Genomic DNA, 18,459 nt, shown 5'->3' on the forward strand with positions numbered 1-18,459 from the left:
TGCTGACACGCCATTTCAGCTTTGCCTTTTTAAATTGCTTTCTTCGGGTGACTAATTCTTCAGTTACAGCCTGAATGGTTTGACTATGTAAATTACATTCTTTGGATGTGCCTTTCGTATATTTGGCCATATCAAAAGCAGAGAGAAATTCACCTTTCCGCTTCAAATGCCTAAACCCTAAATCATTGACATAATTCCAGACGAAGTTCACTTCTGATGCTAGTTGGTCTAACACCTTGCAATGTTTGTCTTTTATACGTAATTTAAGGGTTTTCATGTACTTATATTAACAATCAAAACTCAAGGAAAATAGTCCTTAGTTAAATCAAACGACACTTCATGTCGTGTCGCTTATATCTCTGACCTGAAGGACTGAGTTTTACGCTCCATTTGATAAAACAGCTGTGCCATCACGGCATTCTGTCTTGAAACAAAATTTTTCCGCTCATTAATCTGTAAACTGGCCTGCTCTCGTATAGCATCATATTCTGCTGTTGTGAGTTTTCGCTGATTCTTCCAGTGCGCATCAGGTACATAACCTGTTCCATAATGTACATTCAACAATGGAAATTCATGAAAATATTTTGCCGTCGCACGTTTTTCTTTGGCTGTTAAAATATTCAGATGAATCCATTCACTGCCAAGATGAATCGATGGATCACGCTTCATACCTTCAGCAATCCATTTTTTGGCTAGTGAAATATTGCCGATCAACTCATAAGCTGTGCCTAAATTCACTGCCGTCTTCGGTAAACCTGGATGCTCATTTTCAATTGCACGTAAAACCTTAATGGCTAAATCGTAACGGCCTGCGTAGATCTGATGTACGGCATAATCATTTTCTGCCTGATAGTCTATTGGGCTAGGATGCCTTGAGACAAAGTTCTTCAATTTTTCGTCATGATGTTCTTCGTGTTGATTTTCTTTTTCTGAATCAGATGTATAAAAATCTTCTACATAGGTATTTAAACATGCCCAACTTGGCATAGTGATGAGTAATATGCTGCTCAATAGCATGATTTTTTTTATTATATTGTGTGTATAGACTGGACTATCCAATGTCATTTTCAAGCTTAGTTTTATCATCTAGTTATAATTCTGTGTGTTATTGGGTATTTTTAAATAATGACCATTCAAACATAAAAAAGCCACCCGAAGGTGGCTTTTTTCATTCAGCGAACTGAATTATTCATCATCTTTTTTTGCTTCGTCAGTAGGAGGTAAGTCCTTGACTGCTTCCGCAATTAGACCAAACATATAGTTGCCATAAGCATTTGTTTTGTCGTAATGGAAACGCAAACGTGGCGTAATACGTGTTTTGATACGACGGCTCAGTTCATGACGCAAGAAACCAGATGCTTTATTCAAGACATCTAAAGTTTCTTTATTTGCGGCTTCACTTTGCTCATCGCCTAGCTCACGACCCATTACAGTCACATAAACTTCGGCATATCCTAAGTCTGGGCTCACCTTCACGGCAGAGATGGTCACAAGACCACCTAAGCGTGGATCTTTCAGCTCCTGACGGATCAGTTCTGACAACTCACGTTGTACTGTATCCGCCATACGCTTCAGACGTTGACTACCCGCCATTAAAGACTCCGTTTAATCAATTGAACATCGTACACTTCAATCTTATCTTGTGCTTTGATGTCTTTATAGCCTTTCACCGCAAGACCACATTCCATACCGGCACGAACTTCTTCAACCACATCTTTGTAGCGACGAAGAGATTCAAGCTCACCTTGGAATACCACCACGTCATCACGTAATACGCGAATCGGTTTATTACGGTGTAATGTACCTTCAAGTACCATACAACCTGCAGCAGCACCGAATTTACTTGAGTGGAACACTTCACGTACTTCAGCAACACCAAGAATTGTTTCACGGTGTTCAGGCGCTAATTTACCGCTCATCGCATCTTTCACATCATCAATTAATTGATAGATGATCGAGTAGTAACGAATGTCGATACCATCAGCATCAGCTTTTTGACGTGCAGTATTATCAGCACGTACGTTAAAGCCGAGAAGAACCGCTTCTGATGATTCAGCAAGTGTTACGTCAGACTCAGTGATCGCACCAACACCTGAACCAATAATACGTACTTTCACTTCATCAGTTGCAAGTTCAGCAAGTGCAACGTGTAATGCTTCCAAAGTACCACGTACGTCTGTTTTCAATACCACGTTGACAATAGGCACATCTTTCTTGCCCATAGACGCCATGATATTTTCAAGACGCATCGCAGATTGACGCTCAAGACGTTTTTGACGTTCACGATCCATACGCGCATCAGCAACTTCACGTGCTTTTTTCTCGTCATTTACAACAAGAACTTCATCACCCGCCATTGGCGCTTCTGGTAGACCCAAGATTTCCACAGGAATCGAAGGACCAGCAGATTTAATACGTTGACCATTTTCATCTGTCATTGCACGTACACGACCGTATGACGAACCTGCAAGAACAAGGTCACCCACTTTCAATGTACCGTTTTGAACAAGAATCGATGTTACCGCACCACGTCCTTTGTCTACACGTGCTTCAATTACAACACCTTGTGCCGCACCCTCTTCAGATGCTTTAAGCTCAAGAAGTTCGGCTTGAATTGAGATCAAGTCAAGAAGTTCGTCGATACCTGCACCGCTGTGCGCAGAAACCATTGCCACTGGAACGTCACCGCCCCATTGCTCGGGTACGATTTCTTTCGTCGTCAACTCATTCAATACGCGATCTGGATCAGCAGACTCTTTATCCATTTTGTTGATAGCAACAATAATTGGCGTACCTGCTGCACGTGCATGGTCAATCGCTTCAGCAGTTTGTGGCATAACACCATCATCTGCTGCAACAACCAACACTACGATATCTGTAGATTTCGCACCACGTGAACGCATTGCAGTAAATGCTGCGTGTCCCGGTGTATCTAAGAAAGTAATAATACCTTTTTCAGTTTTCACATGGTATGCACCGATGTGCTGTGTGATACCACCTGCTTCACCTGCAGCCACTTTAGAGCGACGAATACGGTCAAGAAGTGATGTTTTACCATGGTCAACGTGACCCATAATTGTCACAACTGGCGGACGAGTGGTTTGGACACCACGCGCTTCTTCAGCTGCTTCAAGTAAGTTGTCTTCTGCTTGTGTATCCGAAACAAGTACTGGATTGTGACCCATTTCTTCAACAACAAGTACTGCGATTTCTTGATCAATCGCTTGGTTTTGAGTAACCAATTCGCCCATTTTCATGAGTGATTTGATAACTTCGCGAACTTTAACCGCCATTTTCGCAGCCAAGTCAGCAACAACAATTGTTTCACCAATTTCAACATCATAAACTTGTTTTTTAACTGGTTTTTCAAAGCCATGCTTGTTCGCTTGACTTGTTTTTAAACCACGTTTATGTGAGTTATCACGGAAAGATTGCTCTTCACCACGACGACCACCTTTTTTAGGTGAACGTGAATTGTTGGTATTGGTACCACGTTTAATTTCACGGTCTTCTTTCGCAAATGAATCTTCATATGCCTGACCTACAAGGCCGGCAGCAAGCGGAGAATCATCTACAACACGAATGGTCGCAGTAGTGTCTTCGTTAGAATACTTAGACGCCATTTGACGCATTTGCTCAAGCGTACGTTGTTGCGCTTCTTCAGCGGCTTTACGACGCGCCGCTTCTTCTACAGCTTTCAATTGTGCTGCTTGAGCTTCACGTGCTTTTTTCTGTTCTAGAGTTTCAACAGGTTTTGTAATTGGCTTGTTGTTTGACTTACGTTTTACAACAACCGCAGCTTTCGGTGTTTCTTGCTTCGCATGTTCTTGCTTCGCAGCAGCACGCATTGCTTCTAAAGCTTGTTTCGCTTTAGATACTGGTTGTTGCTTCGGTTCTTCAGCTTTCGCTTCAAACTTAGGTTCCTGTTTACGTGCTTGTTGGTCAGCTTGTGCTTTCGCTAATGCTTCAGCTTTAATTTGCTCAGGATCCGGTTTAACAAATGTATGTTTCTTACGAACTTCTACATTAATCGTTTTTGCCTTGCCCGATGTACTCGCCACTTTAGCAGTACTGGTAGTTTTACGTTTCAACGTGATTTGTCCTGCATTGCCCGCATCCTGACCATGAACTTTTTTCAAATGGTTAACGAGGGCATTTTGTTGTTCAGTGGAGATAATATCTTCAGGTTTAGTTTGTGTTAAACCTGCATCACGAACCTGTTCCAGCAGCTTCTCAACTGGACGACCCACGCTGAGAGCTAACTCCTTAATCGACTTGTCCGTCATATATTACCTCCTAGTTAAACCATGATTCGCGCGCTTTCATAATAAGTTGACCTGCTTTTTCAGCACCTAAACCTTCAATATCAGAGATATCGTCAGTGGCTTGATCTGCAAGATCATCTACAGTTACCACACCGCGAGCGGCAAGCGCATACGCGATTTCTTTAGTCACGCCTTCCATTGCAGCAAGCTCTTCGCTTGGCTCTTGGATGTTCTCTTGTTGTTTCAATGCATCAGCCAATGCAACTTCTTTTGCACGACCTTGTAGCATTTCAACAGTTTCAGCATCAAGTTCGATCTCATCGAATGTTTCCGAAGGAACATACGCGATTTCTTCTAATGATGTGAAGCCCATTTCAACCAACGCCATCGCTAAGTCTTCATCAATATCTAGACGTGTAACAAACATATCTAAATATTGTTGCGCTTCGTTTTGTTGGCGTGCGTGATATTCTTCTTCAAGCATCATATTGAGCTTGTAACCAGTCAATTCAGATGCTAAACGTACGTTTTGACCTTGAGAGCCAATTGCACGCGCTAACTGATCACTCGTTGCAAAAATAATATCTGCAGTACGTTCTTCTTCATCAATCACGATACCTGATACATCAGCAGGCTCTAAAGCACTTGCAATGTACTGTGCCGCGTCATCCGACCAAACGACTACATCAATACGCTCACCATTTAACTCTGACTGAACCGCTTGGATACGTGTACCACGCATACCAATACATGCACCTACAGGATCAATACGGTGATCGTTTGTTTTCACAGCGATTTTAGCACGAACGCCAGGTTGGCGTGCAGCTGCCTTAATCTCAATGATTTCTTCAGCAATTTCAGGAATTTCTTTCTTCATCAATGCGATGAGCATTTCTGGTTTAGAACGAGAAAGTAATAACTGAGCACCACGGCCTTCACGGTTCACATTAAACAAAATCGCGTTTACACGTTGTTTAGGACGTAGAATTTCTTTAGCGATCATTTCTTCACGCGCAAGATATGCTTCTGCATTGTCACCTAAGTCAATGATAAAGCCATCTTTGGTTTGTTTTTTCACTTCACCGTAGATGAGTTCACCAACTTTAGACTCGTAAGCATCTGCAATTAATGCACGTTCTGCTTCACGAATTTTTTGAACAATCACTTGTTTCGCAATTTGTGCCGCAATACGACCGAAATCAATCGATTCAACTTCAAGTTCACGAATATCGCCAATTGCCCATTTTGCAGGATCTACATCAGAGATCGCATCTTGGCATGCTGGCATTTCGTGATCTTCGTCGGCAACCACTTCCCATTGACGGAAAGTACGGTAATCACCAGTACGACGGTCGATTTCTACACGTAGACGAGCTTCTTCCGAGTGAGTTCCCTCGTAGAATTTCTTCTTAGTCGCTGCAACTAAAGCTTGTTCAAGCGCTTCAAAAATTGCATCACGACTTACACCTTTTTCGTTACTAACCGTTTCTACTACGGTAAGAATTTCACGAGCCATAAGTCACCTATTCGTTCAGATTCTTATTTATTAAATTAATCTTGGAAAACCAGATTTGCTTTATCAATATTGTGGCTGTCAATATCCAACACTTGTTGCTTTTCAACTTCAACCTGAATCATTTCGCTTTCAAGGTCTACGCTTACAAGTTTGGCTTGGAATTTACGACGATTATCCACAGCACTGATCAAACGCAAAGCGACTTGCTGACCAATGTATGCCGTCATTTGTTCCAATTTAAAGAACTGACGATCCCAACCTGGAGATGACACTTCCAATGCATATTCGCCTGAAATTGGATCATGTACATCCAACATCGCACCCACTTGCTGAGTGACACGAACACAGTCCTGCACGCCGATACCACGGCCTTGCTCAACTTCGCCATCTTCATTGATGACAGGTTCTGCATTTTCATCAACTTCACGGTCGATATAAATACGTAACAGTGAACGCTTACCTTGAGGTTGGAAATCAATCCCCCAAAGTTCTACATCACATGCTTGCACCGCTGGGGCAATTAAGTCCTGAAGTGCTTGAGTTTTATTTGATAGCTTCATTTACTCTCGTCAAATTTGTGCGATTCGATGGTCGAAATGACCACTACAGACCAATGCAAAACTATAGTAGTAGTGAAACATGACGGTTTGACCAAAATACTGTCGACACTACACGATAGCCAATAAAAAAGGGCGTAAATCGCCCCATTATTACACAGAAAACCATAGTCCACTGTGCAAAAAGGCCCACCTAGTTGTGAGCCTCTTTTAGAAACTTGGTAGCGGGAGCTGGATTTGAACCAACGACCTTCGGGTTATGAGCCCGACGAGCTACCAGACTGCTCCATCCCGCATCAACATGCAAAAATTATATACAATTTCTTGGCCATTTTCAATCTAAAACAACCTGAAGAATTGCCCTACTGAGTTGCATCTCAGAGGATTGGTAGCGGGAGCTGGATTTGAACCAACGACCTTCGGGTTATGAGCCCGACGAGCTACCAGACTGCTCCATCCCGCATCAACATCACAATGACTTTCAGACAAACTGCTTATATAGATTGTGCGCTATATAAGATTGGTAGCGGGGGCTGGATTTGAACCAACGACCTTCGGGTTATGAGCCCGACGAGCTACCAGACTGCTCCACCCCGCATCAATATGCAAATAGTTCTCTCAGCTTTAAAAGCTGTCCATTTAAAAGTTTGCATCTTAAAAATAGAATTGATTGGTAGCGGGAGCTGGATTTGAACCAACGACCTTCGGGTTATGAGCCCGACGAGCTACCAGACTGCTCCATCCCGCATCAACAGAGTTTTGCTGCATACACCAACTTATGTTCTGGATTATAAGTTGGTGCGGAAGGGGGGACTTGAACCCCCACGCCCGAAAGCACTACCACCTCAAGGTAGCGTGTCTACCAATTCCACCACCACCGCAGCTGTGACGCATTCTAGTCGCAACACGTCAAAAAAGAAAGCGCTAAATAAATTATTCAGCGCTTTTTGGTGCAGTTGGCGAAGTTTCAGCCGATTTTGCTGGCGCAGTCGGTACTGAAGAAATCGCATTCAGACTATAAGCATCTGTCGTTTGTTTCTTTGCAAACACAGCAAGTGTCAAGCTCGTAACAAAGAACAAAGCCGTTAAAATTGCAGTCAAACGGGTCATAAAGTTACCCGAACCAGATGCACCAAATACAGTTGCAGCACCGCCGCCACCAAAAGATGCACCCGCATCTGCGCCTTTACCATGCTGAACTAAAATCAGCACGATCATTAAAATCGCTAAGATAATATGTACCACCAGCACAAACGTATGCATGCTGAACTCCTAATTATTTTGTATTTGCAAATGCTTGAGCAATTTTATAAAACGACTCTGCATTTAATGATGCACCACCGACGAGCGCACCATTGATATCTGGACAGGCTGCCAACTCTACTGCATTTTCAGGTTTTACACTACCACCATAAAGAATTGCAGTATGAAGTCCCATTGGGGTGATTTGGCTTAAACCTTCACGAATTTTAGCATGCATCGCTTGTGCATCTTCAGGTGACGCTGTTTTCCCTGTGCCAATGGCCCAAATTGGCTCATAAGCCACCACAATTTGTTTCCACTGCTCTGCTTGTACGACAGCAGCAATATCACATATTTGTTGTAACACAACTTGTTCTGCTTGGCCGCTTTCACGTTGTTCTAAGCTTTCACCCACGCAATAAATCACAGTTAAACCCGCGTTTAATGCATTTTTTACTTTTTCATTAATGATATGCGGTTGATCAGCAAAAATTTCACGGCGTTCTGAATGACCAATCAGTACAAATTCAACACCATAATCTTTTAATAGCTCAGCACTGAGCTCACCCGTATATGCACCTGTACCTGCGACGCGAGAAACATCTTGTGCAACAGTCATAATATGACGGCTAGCCTGTGCTAATTCATTTTGCACCGTGGTCAGAGCAATAGCTGTTGGTGCAACCCCAATATGGCATGCCGCTTCAGCAATATTTTGTTCATCTAATAATTGCTTAAAATTCTTAAGAAGTGCGCCAGCATCGGCTTGCAATGGGTTCATTTTCCAGTTACCCACTACCCAAGGCGTAATCGTCGAACCCGACATATTTATCCCACATGACAAAGATGAAATCGGGCACATTCTACACGTAATTCATAATTTTGAAGATAAATTTCAACACATTTGCGTGTTCGAATGACTCTAGTCATTCCAAGATCTTCACTTTTCTGTAAAAAAATTAAGCAGATTTAAGGACTGGTTCATGCTTTTTACCAATTCTTAGCTAGTGACAACACTTTAAGATATGGTATTTTTGTGCAACAAAAGTATAATTTTGCTATACCAATTATAAACAGACTGAAGCATAGGCAAGTAAAAGCATGACAGCAGTTCAAGGTTCTTCAAGATTTACGGGGTTTATTCGTCGCTTAGTTGACGAAGGGCATCTGTCTGCCGAAAAAATGCAAACAGCGCTGCAAAATTCAAAAAAGGCTCATCAAGATATCGTGCCGCATTTGATTCAGGAATATCAACTTTCAGCACGCCTGATTGCAGAAACCATCTCGATAGAGTTCGGTGAACCGGTTTTTGATATTTCAACTTATGACACGTCTTTAATCATTCGTGATGAGTTTGAAGATAAGTTAATTACCAAGCATCGTATTTTGCCCATTTTTAAACATGGCAATTTGTTATTCGTTGCGATCAGTAATCCCACCAATATTGAAGCTGTAGATGCTATCCGATTTGGTAGTAAGCTGAATACCGAAACCATTATTGTTGAACATGACAAACTTGAAAAGTTAATTGAACAGAACTTCGCTGAAGAAAGTACTTTTGACTTTGATGATGACTTTGATCTTGATTTAGATAGTGAAACACCCGATCCATCTCAAGAAGATGAAGATGAAGCAACGGGTGATGAAGCACCGATTGTTAAGTACATCAATAAACTACTAGTCGACGCCATTCGCATGGGTGCATCCGACTTACATTTCGAACCCTATGAAAAGTCTTACCGCGTCCGCTACCGTGTCGATGGCGTATTAAGAACAATTACCAATCCGCCCTTGCAGCTCGCTACTCGACTTGCTTCGCGTTTAAAAGTCATGTCACAAATGGACATCTCTGAAAAACGTATACCTCAAGACGGTCGTATTAAGTTAAAGCTGTCAAAGAACAAAGCCATCGACTTCCGTGTGAACTCCTTACCGACCTTGTTTGGTGAAAAACTTGTTCTACGTATCCTTGACCCTTCTAGTGCGATGTTAGGGATTGATGCGTTGGGTTATGAACCGGATCAAAAAGAACTGTTCATGCAGGCTTTAGAAAAACCGCAAGGCATGTTGCTCATTACCGGTCCAACGGGTTCCGGTAAAACCGTATCTTTATATACAGGTCTAAACATTCTCAACCGTGAAGATACCAACATTTCAACGGCCGAAGATCCTGTGGAAATTAACTTAGAAGGGATCAATCAGGTCAACGTAAATAATAAAGTCGGCCTCACCTTCTCTGCAGCATTGAAGTCATTCTTACGTCAAGACCCTGATATTGTGATGGTCGGTGAGATTCGAGATTTAGAAACGGCTGAAATTGCCATTAAAGCAGCTCAAACGGGTCATATGGTGATGTCTACACTACATACCAATAGTGCACCTGAAACATTGACACGCTTACGCAATATGGGCGTGCCCTCATTTAACATTGCGACATCCGTGAACCTTGTCATTGCGCAGCGACTTGCGCGTCGCCTATGTTCACAATGTAAAGAAACAGTAGAGGTACCAAAACAAAGTCTACTGGAACTTGGTTTTACTGAAGACGATTTAAATACACCAGAATTTCAAATATACCAACCTGTCGGTTGTTCCGAATGCCGCGAAGGCTATAAAGGTCGTGTCGGTATATATGAAGTCATGAAAGTGACACCTGAAATTTCAAGAATTATTATGGAAGATGGCAATGCCTTACAAATTGCCGAAGCTTCAAATCAAGCAGGTTTTAACAATTTACGCCGTTCAGGCTTAATTAAGGTCATGCAGGGGGTGACTTCACTTCAAGAAGTCAATCGTGTGACCAGTGAGTAAGTGAATTAGTATTTAAAAATAAGGATAAATTCATGGCTGTAAAAAAAGCGCAGATGATGCCAACCTTCAGTTATGAAGGCGTGGATCGCAAAGGGGCGAAAATCAAAGGGGAAATGCCTTCGCGTAATATGGCTTTAGCCAAAGTCACTTTACGTAAGCAAGGCATCACCATTAAAACCATTCGAGAAAAACGCAAAAATATTCTCGAAGGCTTGATGAAAAAGAAAGTATCCACTTTGGATATCACGGTATTCACGCGCCAACTTGCAACCATGATGAAAGCCGGTGTACCGCTCGTTCAGGGTTTTGAAATCGTGGCGGAAGGCCTAGAAAACCCAGCCATGCGTGAAGTGGTCTTGGGGATCAAAGGTGAAGTTGAAGGCGGTAATACCTTTGCTGGTGCGCTGCGCAAATATCCGCAGTATTTCGATAACCTATTTTGCTCCTTGGTTGAATCAGGTGAACAGTCGGGTGCATTGGAAACCATGCTAGACCGTGTTGCCATTTACAAAGAAAAAAGTGAATTGCTTAAGCAAAAAATCAAAAAAGCCATGAAATACCCAGCAGCGGTCATCGTTGTCGCCGTTATTGTGACGATTATTTTGATGGTAAAAGTGGTTCCCGTATTCCAAGACTTGTTTTCATCATTTGGTGCAGACTTACCTGCCTTTACCAAAATGGTGGTCAACATGTCGGAATGGATGCAAAAATATTGGTTCTTCCTCATCATTGGAATTGGAGCTGTGATTGCTGGTTTCATGGAAGCGAAAAAACGTAGCAAGGCTTTCCGTGACTTCTTGGACAAAGCTGCACTGAAAGCACCGATTTTTGGTGATTTGGTTTATAAAGCAATTATTGCCCGCTACAGCCGTACCTTGGCAACCACATTTGCAGCCGGTGTACCCTTAATTGATGCGCTTGAATCAACTGCAGGTGCAACCAACAACGTGGTATATGAAACAGCTGTGTTAAAAATTCGTGAAGATGTGGCGACCGGCCAGCAATTGCAATTCGCCATGCGTGTCACCGATAAATTTCCCTCTATGGCGGTTCAAATGGTGGCTATTGGTGAAGAATCAGGTGCTTTAGATGCCATGCTAGATAAAGTGGCAACGCATTATGAAAACGAAGTTGATAATGCCGTAGATGGCTTAACCTCGATGATGGAACCCTTAATTATGGCGGTACTGGGTGTCCTCGTTGGTGGTCTTGTGATTGCAATGTATCTTCCAATCTTCCAAATGGGTTCTGTGGTTTAATGCAAGAATTAATAACATATTTAATCAATACCCCAATTGCGATGTATATCGCAGTTGGGATTTTTAGTCTTTGCATCGGTAGTTTTTTGAATGTGGTGATTTACCGCACACCAAAGATGATGGAACAAGAATGGCGCACAGATTGCCAACTGTTTTTACATCCAGACCAACCGATTATTGATGAAACAAAGATCACCCTGAGTACACCTGCTTCAACGTGCCCAAAATGCAAAACGCCCATTCGTTGGTATCAAAACATTCCGGTCATCAGTTGGATTGTGTTACGCGGAAAATGTGGAAGTTGCCAAAACCCGATCAGTAGCCGTTATCCACTGATCGAGCTACTCACCATGATCTGCGCGCTGATTGTTGTTGCTGTTTTTGGCCCAACCATCCAAATGCTGTTTGGTCTGGTGCTGACTTATGTATTGATTGCATTAACATTTATTGATTTTGACACCCAACTTTTACCTGACCGTTATACCCTTCCTTTAGCTGCACTCGGGCTTGGCGTGAATAGCTATGCCATTTATACCTCTGCAACCTCAGCCATTTGGGGATATATCATCGGCTTCTTATGCCTATGGATCGTTTACTATTTATTTAAAATTATCACTGGCAAAGAAGGTATGGGCTATGGTGACTTTAAGCTTTTAGCTGCCTTGGGTGCATGGATGGGCCCTTTCCTGCTTCCACTGATTGTATTACTCTCTTCACTGGTAGGTGCAATCATTGGCATTATTTTGCTCAAGGTTCGTAAAGAAAACCAACCTTTTGCATTTGGTCCCTATATTGCCATCGCCGGATGGATCGCCTTTTTATGGGGTGATCAAATTATGAAAATTTATTTGGGTCAGTAAGGTCGTTGTATGACATTTGTCTTGGGTTTAACAGGTGGTATTGGTAGCGGTAAATCTGCTGCAAGCAATTGGTTTGGACTCCAAGGCATTCAAGTCGTCGATGCTGATATCGTTGCAAGGGAAGTTGTTGAACCGGGGCAATCCACACTGAATCAAATTCAACAACAATTTGGTGATTGGGTTTTACTGGAAAATGGTGAGTTAAATCGGCGTGCATTACGTGAGCATATCTTTAAAGATCCTACAGCACGTCAAGCACTTGAAGCCATTACCCATCCTGCAATACGCCAGTCCATTATCCAACAATTAAACGAAGCCACTAGCCCCTATGTCATCTTGGTTTCACCACTATTATTTGAAACCAATCAACATGAATTGACCAATCACACCTTGCTGATTGATGCCACAGAACAATTGCAAATTCAGCGTGCATCACAGCGCGATGGTCAAAATATCGAGCAAATCCAAAAAATTATTCAAGTTCAAATGTCACGTCAGGAAAAGCAAAAAATCGCCGATGATATCGTGCTGAATGATGGTCATTTAGATCATCTATATGCGCAGCTTCGACCCTTGCATCTCAAGTACTTAGCGCACGCTGAAAAAAGCTAAATAAAAAAGCAGTCTTACTCAGACTGCTTTTTTTGTTGTTCGAGTTGCTGCTCTAGACTGTCCTTTCGCCCCAACCATTTCCACGGTTGAATCGCTCCAATCCCCATCCCGACTAATCCGCACACGATTGCAAAACTTAAAGGTTCATTTAGCAACGGCACCGCTAAAATCGCAGCAATAAAAGGTGCCAAAGTTACGATGCTTCCGGCTTTAAATGCACCTAAGCGCTTGATCGCCTCTACATACGTTAAAGTCGCAATAATCACCACAAAAACACCGTGAAAGATGACTTGCCCAACGAGCTGCAGCGGCTCTGGTTCGGACCAATGTTTTGGGAAAAATAGTAGGTAAATTGGCACAAATACCACGGCGGACCAAATTGCAACCCCCGCCATGGCATGCCAAGCAGAGAGCTTCCATTGTTTAAGCAATACCGTAAATATCCCCCACCAAATGGCACTGATAAAAAACAGCAAATCACCGAGACCAAACGCTACACCGGTTTCCACATACATCAAATAGCTCATTAAGCTAATGGCAGAGACCATAATCACTACACTGATCCAAGTATGCTTATCGAGCGGCTGCTTGAAGATCAGAAATGCAGCTATAGCCGTACATAAGGGAATACAACCATTGAGGAAAATTGCCGCATGGGCCGCAGGAGCATAATGAAATGCACTATAGGCCGTTAAACAATAGGTCACCCCACCGAGCATAGCGAGGATAAAAGGCTCTTTCTTCCATAAAAAAGCCGTATCTTTTTTATAAATCAAAATTGGCATTAAGATGCAAAATGCCAAAGCAAACCTGAGCGCCGTGATATCCCAAGCACTGATTCCCCAATTGGCGCTTAAACGCGCCGTTAAGGTAAATCCACCCCAAATACACATGGTAATGAACACATATAAATAACCTTGCTTTTGAGGAGACATCATCACTGCTATTTCAATTTATTATTACGTTGACGGCATGCTTCATACAATGCCATACCTGTCGCGACACTGACATTTAAGCTTTGCAAATTACCAGCCATTGGAATGTAAACAGTTTGATCACATTGCGCCTGCGTAATAGGACGTAAACCTGTATCTTCAGCGCCCATCACCACACATACACCCGTACCTGTGAAGTCAAAATTTTGAATCGGCAATGCTTTTTCATCTAGCATAGTGCCGACCACACGTACATTAAAGTCTTCTTTGATTTGAGCCAAGGTACGTGCCAAGTTCGTCACCTGAATAAACTTCACTTTTTCAGCACCACCTGCAGCCACTTTACGGGCTGTTGGGGTAAGCGTCGCTGAACGATCACGCGGTGCAATCACAGCTTCAACACCCATGGCTGCCGCTGTACGAATGCATGCACCAAGGTTATGTGGATCTGTAATATGATCTAATGCCAATAGCAACGCATTTGGATTGGCTTGTAATAAAGCCTCTAAATCTTTTTCGTTCAAGACTGGATGTGGGCGTACAGCCGCGACCACACCTTGATGGAACGGTTGTCCCGCAAGTTTTTCCAAACTATCACGACTAGCTTTTTGAATGCTGACACCAAACGGTTCTGCAAGCTCAAAAATACGTTTTAAACGCTGATCATCACGTCCTTTTAACGCAAATAAAGTTAAAACGCGTTCTGGCTCAAGTTCCAGTAATGACTCCACTGAATGAACGCCATAATAATATTCCGGTTTCGCCATGAACGACCTCTAAATTGCAAACTTCGATAAACTTTTGAACAGGGTATGATATCCCTAGAGCACAGCATAGGCTGCCAAAAAGAAAAATCCTGCAAAGCAAGCTTTACAGGATTTATGCTATGACACATAGTTTAACCGATTTAAGGTTAAAAAACTGTGCCTAAATTGATTGAATCATTAGCCTTCTAAGTGGCACACATAGTCCAAGACTTCATCTGTTTCAATTTTAAAACGGCTATTACCTGGCACGTAGAACGATTGGCCCGCACGGAATAATTCGCTTTCTTCGCTATCTGCAATTTGAACACGACATTCGCCTGAAATAATTTCCATACGTTCAGGTACATGAGTTTCAAAAGTCAGCGCTTGTTCAGTTGGAAGCAACACACCCAGTGTTTTCTTTGTTCCATCTTCAAATTGCACAGTATGGCTGATGCATAGACCGCCAAAATAAACATTTGATTTTTTGATGACTGATACATGATCAAACTGTGCTGACATGCGTTTTCTCCAGATAAAGCATATTTATAATATTTTGATAGATGTAGTTTAATTGTGCTGCAAAAACTAATCAATCTGTGTTGAAAACTGTGCGATAGATAATTACAAAAATCTGAGTACTGGATGTGCCCCTATTTCATCCCACCACCTCAACATTGAGAGTCTAAAACAAGCTGTGCTGTTGTACAAAATACTTTTTTGTTTCATCCACTAAAGTCCTAGTTAGGGTTAATTGAAACGCTGCAAAATCATTTCAAAAAAATAGCAGCGTGATGAATCATATTGGTGGATTTGAGTGACCAAATCATGACGTTTTATGGCAATAACACGCTAGATTAAATACAAGAATACATACACAAACGTGTTTTGTGAGGACTTGGCAGGACATTTGATGGTTTCAGCTCACGTTATGCAAGATCACCTACTCTTTACATCACAACACTGCATGGATACAGCGGATAAGAAACTAATTTCTTGTTAAACTGAAATTTAAGATAGAATTATGAGGTTTTTCGTCATCTTAAAATAAAACTTGTCTTGTGACCAAAACAAAACTTAATTATCTTTAACTAGAACTTTTCGCAGCTCGGATGCGTTTATGCTGACACATTTAACTCTGATCAATTTTGCATTAGCCGACCATTTAGCCATCGACATTGAACAAGGCTTTAATGTCCTGACGGGTGAAACGGGTGCAGGTAAATCTTTACTTCTAGACGCATTATCAGCTTGCTTAGGTGAACGTACAGACACCAACTATGTGCGCTATGGATCAGACAAAGCCGATGTAACAGCGACCTTTAGCTATCAAGAGCACAGTCCTGAAGCGCTTTGGCTCAAAGAACACGAATTGGATGATGAGTCTGGCGAAATCCATTTACGTCGCGTGATTTTTGCAACAGGTCGTAGTAAGGCATGGATTAATGGACGTCCGAGCAGCTTATCCGAATTAAAAGAAATTGGCCGCTTATTGGTTCAACTCTATAGCCAACACAGCCAACAACAACTTTTAGAACCACCCTACCCAAAGCATTGGCTGGATCGTTATTATAATTTCTATCAGCCTGCTCAAGCCGTGCGTGATGCTTATAGCAAATGGCAAAAGGACATTCGTCAGCACCAAGCAGCACTCGACGCCCAAGCAACACGTAAGCAACGGATAGAAACGCTTGAACTTCAATTGGAAGAACTTGAAGACGTTGTGCAAACGGACTACAAAGAAATCGAGCAAGAATTTGACCGTCTCAGTCATCATGAACATATCATGCAAGATTGTAGCTATGGTCTAAATGCCCTCGATGACGCAGAGCAAAATATCAATCAAGAAATGGGCGCGATCATTCGTCGGATTGAATCGCATGCAGGACGTAGTGAACAACTTTCTGAAATTTATACGTCGCTACTGAACGCTCAAAGTGAAATTGAAGATGCCACCGCAAATTTACGTCAGTTTATTGATCGTCAAAGTTTCGATCCTGAACGTATGGACGAATTAAACACTAAACTCGAAGTTTTTCATCGCTTAGCGCGTAAATATCGTACTCAGCCTGAAGATTTAAAAAATGATTATGATGCGTGGCAACTTGAGCTAGAACAATTACATCAACTTGAAGATCCTGAAACCTTAGCTGAACAAGTAGAAGTGTCTCATCAAGACTTTTTAGCCAAAGCACAGCATTTGGATGATATTCGTCGTGAAGCATCTACCCCATTGGCGAAGCAATTGACTGAACAAGTGAAGCAGCTCGCGCTCCCAGAAGCACATTTTGAATTTAAATTTGAGCCTCTAGAACAAGCTTCAAGTGAAGGTTTGAGCTTTATTCAACTGCTGTTCACCGCAAACAAAGGGATTCCTGCTCAGCCTTTAGCACGCGTGGCATCGGGGGGTGAATTGTCACGTATTGCCTTAGTCATGCAAGTGATGAATGCTGAAAAAACTGAATCAGAAGTCTTGGTCTTTGATGAAATTGATGTCGGGATCAGTGGCGGAACAGCAGAAATTGTCGGACGTTTGTTGGCTGATTTGGCGCAGCATGTTCAAATTTTATGTATTACTCACCAAGCCCAAGTCGCTGCTCAATCTGACCAACATCTTTTGGTGAAAAAACGTCAAACGGATCCTGCAAGCAGTACAATTATCGAATTAGAAGAAGATGATCGGATCCAAGAGCTGGCTCGAATGACTGGTGGTGTGGAGATTAGTCAAACGACCTTACAACACGCAAAACAGTTGCGACAATTAAAATTTCAACATAGTTAATTTTTGATGCTTTCAAAAAAGCCTGTGTATTCAAAGTACACAGGCTTTTTTCTTAAATACACTATTTGACAATCCCCTGATACACAAAGGCTTTCGAGCCTAAGCTATAGCGTATATATTTATACTGCGGCTGATGTTGTTGATTGAGTAACATAACATCCACGTGTTTCGGACTGATTTTGAGATATTCATTACCGCTACGACGATTGGTTTCATAATGGCAGTCATAATCTACCGAGATTTGATCTAGTTTCTTTTGCTTAGTTTGAAATACATAAGATTTAAGTAACTGTTTTGGTCCAACTTCAACAGCTCTTAGATGATGTAGTCCACTACAATTATCACCTTTATAATAACTCTTCACCAAATATACGGTTTTATTTTGGATGTTGACCGGCAAAATTTGATTGATATAGCCTGAGTCAAATTGATCTAAATGTTGCGTTTTTCCCGTTGCATATTGCACATAGCTGCTCCACTCCCCCATGGTGCCTCCGCCAGACACATCAAAACTATAAAATTTAAGTTTTTTATCTGGTGAATATTGGACATGAACAAAACCTTGCTTTTCGAGTTGCGTAAATCCGTAGTGAAAACTGCTCGGATCTGCCGCAATGACATCCACAATTTCACGTTCTATCGCTTCATTGACCTCATAAAAATTTAATTTTTTATATTTTTTAATCACCTGAGATTCATGTTTTTGTAAGTCAGCGCTTCCTGCAAAGCCTGAAATAGGTAGGCTTGCACAGAGTGCCATCCCTATTATTTTTGAAAAATGTGTCATTGTTTCACCCTCAGTTTATCCTGCTATTTTAAGCAATCTCAGTCATCCATCACGTATATCTTCTCCTCACTTTTGTACTGCTGTTGT

16 protein-coding genes, 5 tRNA genes and 1 pseudogene are annotated in these 18,459 nt (G+C 42.0%); 5 read left to right on the forward strand and 17 right to left on the reverse strand.

Features of this window, described 5'->3' with window-relative positions:
* From FTU05_RS04190 to tpiA, 13 genes and pseudogenes are all read right to left on the reverse strand, one after another.
* Positions 1-277 (reverse strand): annotated as a pseudogene (locus FTU05_RS04190) (RNA-guided endonuclease TnpB family protein); the annotation flags it as partial.
* Positions 278-351: 74 nt separating this feature from the next.
* A complete protein-coding gene (locus FTU05_RS04195; RefSeq protein WP_180008039.1) occupies positions 352-1,017 on the reverse strand; it encodes a M48 family metallopeptidase in 666 nt (221 codons plus the stop codon).
* 168 nt (positions 1,018-1,185) lie between these two features.
* Positions 1,186-1,593: a ribosome-binding factor A gene (locus FTU05_RS04200; RefSeq protein WP_078189413.1), complete on the reverse strand. Its 408-nt coding sequence runs from the start codon at positions 1,591-1,593 to the stop codon at positions 1,186-1,188.
* The gene (infB, locus tag FTU05_RS04205) at positions 1,593-4,286 is read right to left on the reverse strand and encodes a translation initiation factor IF-2 (RefSeq protein WP_180164312.1); all 2,694 of its coding nucleotides are present in this window, start codon (positions 4,284-4,286) and stop codon (positions 1,593-1,595) included. Before infB ends, FTU05_RS04200 begins: the two co-directional genes overlap by 1 nt.
* 10 nt (positions 4,287-4,296) lie before the next feature.
* Entirely contained in the window at positions 4,297-5,781 is a 1,485-nt protein-coding gene (gene nusA / locus FTU05_RS04210) for a transcription termination factor NusA (RefSeq protein ID WP_180164313.1), read from the reverse strand.
* Between the two features lie 35 nt (positions 5,782-5,816).
* Entirely contained in the window at positions 5,817-6,341 is a 525-nt protein-coding gene (gene rimP, locus FTU05_RS04215; RefSeq protein ID WP_078189416.1) for a ribosome maturation factor RimP, read from the reverse strand.
* Positions 6,342-6,557: 216 nt separating this feature from the next.
* Positions 6,558-6,634 (reverse strand) — tRNA-Met (locus tag FTU05_RS04220).
* Between the two features lie 90 nt (positions 6,635-6,724).
* A tRNA-Met gene (locus FTU05_RS04225) sits at positions 6,725-6,801 on the reverse strand.
* A 58-nt stretch (positions 6,802-6,859) separates the two neighbouring features.
* Positions 6,860-6,936: transfer RNA gene (locus tag FTU05_RS04230), tRNA-Met, on the reverse strand.
* Positions 6,937-7,009: 73 nt separating this feature from the next.
* Positions 7,010-7,086: transfer RNA gene (locus FTU05_RS04235), tRNA-Met, on the reverse strand.
* A gap of 48 nt (positions 7,087-7,134) precedes the next feature.
* Positions 7,135-7,219 (reverse strand) — tRNA-Leu (locus FTU05_RS04240).
* A 52-nt stretch (positions 7,220-7,271) separates the two neighbouring features.
* Positions 7,272-7,601, reverse strand: coding sequence for a preprotein translocase subunit SecG (gene secG / locus FTU05_RS04245; RefSeq protein WP_078192560.1), 330 nt, complete (start codon positions 7,599-7,601; stop codon positions 7,272-7,274).
* A gap of 13 nt (positions 7,602-7,614) precedes the next feature.
* Positions 7,615-8,406, reverse strand: a complete 792-nt coding sequence (gene tpiA, locus FTU05_RS04250; RefSeq protein ID WP_180004673.1) for a triose-phosphate isomerase — start codon at positions 8,404-8,406, stop codon at positions 7,615-7,617.
* A gap of 275 nt (positions 8,407-8,681) precedes the next feature.
* On the opposite strand from tpiA, the gene pilB reads away from it, so the two are divergent.
* The 4 genes from pilB to coaE are packed head-to-tail and all read left to right on the forward strand — an operon-like array spanning position 8,682 to position 13,122.
* Positions 8,682-10,391 (forward strand): type IV-A pilus assembly ATPase PilB, encoded by a 1,710-nt coding sequence (gene pilB / locus FTU05_RS04255; protein ID WP_180026541.1) that lies wholly within the window; start codon positions 8,682-8,684, stop codon positions 10,389-10,391.
* A 32-nt stretch (positions 10,392-10,423) separates the two neighbouring features.
* Positions 10,424-11,650: a type II secretion system F family protein gene (locus tag FTU05_RS04260; RefSeq protein ID WP_168378204.1), complete on the forward strand. Its 1,227-nt coding sequence runs from the start codon at positions 10,424-10,426 to the stop codon at positions 11,648-11,650.
* Positions 11,650-12,510, forward strand: a complete 861-nt coding sequence (locus tag FTU05_RS04265; RefSeq protein WP_180039972.1) for an A24 family peptidase — start codon at positions 11,650-11,652, stop codon at positions 12,508-12,510. Before FTU05_RS04260 ends, FTU05_RS04265 begins: the two co-directional genes overlap by 1 nt.
* 9 nt (positions 12,511-12,519) lie before the next feature.
* Positions 12,520-13,122, forward strand: coding sequence for a dephospho-CoA kinase (coaE, locus tag FTU05_RS04270; RefSeq protein ID WP_180010660.1), 603 nt, complete (start codon positions 12,520-12,522; stop codon positions 13,120-13,122).
* A 14-nt stretch (positions 13,123-13,136) separates the two neighbouring features.
* Here the strand turns inward: coaE and FTU05_RS04275 are convergent, their stop codons facing one another.
* From FTU05_RS04275 to FTU05_RS04285, 3 genes are all read right to left on the reverse strand, one after another.
* Positions 13,137-14,057: a DMT family transporter gene (locus FTU05_RS04275; protein WP_373685266.1), complete on the reverse strand. Its 921-nt coding sequence runs from the start codon at positions 14,055-14,057 to the stop codon at positions 13,137-13,139.
* 8 nt (positions 14,058-14,065) lie between these two features.
* Complete coding sequence (rlmB, locus tag FTU05_RS04280) at positions 14,066-14,824, reverse strand: 23S rRNA (guanosine(2251)-2'-O)-methyltransferase RlmB (protein WP_180026537.1); 759 nt, start codon at positions 14,822-14,824, stop codon at positions 14,066-14,068.
* 177 nt (positions 14,825-15,001) lie between these two features.
* On the reverse strand, positions 15,002-15,325 hold the full coding sequence (locus FTU05_RS04285; protein ID WP_067763086.1) for a pyrimidine/purine nucleoside phosphorylase: 324 nt from the start codon (positions 15,323-15,325) through the stop codon (positions 15,002-15,004).
* A gap of 598 nt (positions 15,326-15,923) precedes the next feature.
* Here FTU05_RS04285 and recN point away from each other — a divergent pair.
* The gene (gene recN / locus FTU05_RS04290) at positions 15,924-17,585 is read left to right on the forward strand and encodes a DNA repair protein RecN (protein ID WP_078189423.1); all 1,662 of its coding nucleotides are present in this window, start codon (positions 15,924-15,926) and stop codon (positions 17,583-17,585) included.
* 61 nt (positions 17,586-17,646) lie between these two features.
* On the opposite strand, the gene FTU05_RS04295 is transcribed toward recN, so the two are convergent.
* A complete protein-coding gene (locus FTU05_RS04295) occupies positions 17,647-18,372 on the reverse strand; it encodes a hypothetical protein (RefSeq protein ID WP_180164315.1) in 726 nt (241 codons plus the stop codon).
* Between the last annotated feature and the right edge of the window lie 87 nt (positions 18,373-18,459).

It is taken from the genome of Acinetobacter sp. YH12049, from assembly GCF_013419875.1.
Lineage (GTDB): Bacteria > Pseudomonadota > Gammaproteobacteria > Pseudomonadales > Moraxellaceae > Acinetobacter > Acinetobacter amyesii.